The 262-nt window shown below is 47.3% G+C and carries 1 protein-coding gene; it reads right to left on the reverse strand.

Features of this window, described 5'->3' with window-relative positions:
- Positions 1-262, reverse strand: a 262-nt coding sequence (locus tag HMPREF3066_RS12865; RefSeq protein WP_210385709.1) for a VRR-NUC domain-containing protein, incomplete at both ends; no start/stop codon positions are given.

A 262-nucleotide genomic window follows, 5' to 3' on the forward strand; every position in this document is an offset into this window, starting at 1 on the left:
AATTCCGGTGAAAATTCGTACACCCCTTCGGTGTTGCCCTCATCGTTGTCCTGATAGATCTCCAGTAAGGCAAATCGCTTGATGGTGGCGATTTTTATATAGGCTTGCTCCTGCTTGTCATCAAGCTCATCATCGCCATACTTCATCTCTACCAGCCGTTTTAAGTTGTCTTCATACTGCTCCCCGTAAGCTAAGGCCTTCCTTCCAGGCCAACGGATATGGTAGTCCTTGACGATAATCAGATCTGGACGTTTACGTTCCG

Origin of the sequence: Neisseria sp. HMSC03D10 (genome assembly GCF_001807625.1) — a bacterium.
Lineage (GTDB): Bacteria > Pseudomonadota > Gammaproteobacteria > Burkholderiales > Neisseriaceae > Neisseria > Neisseria mucosa.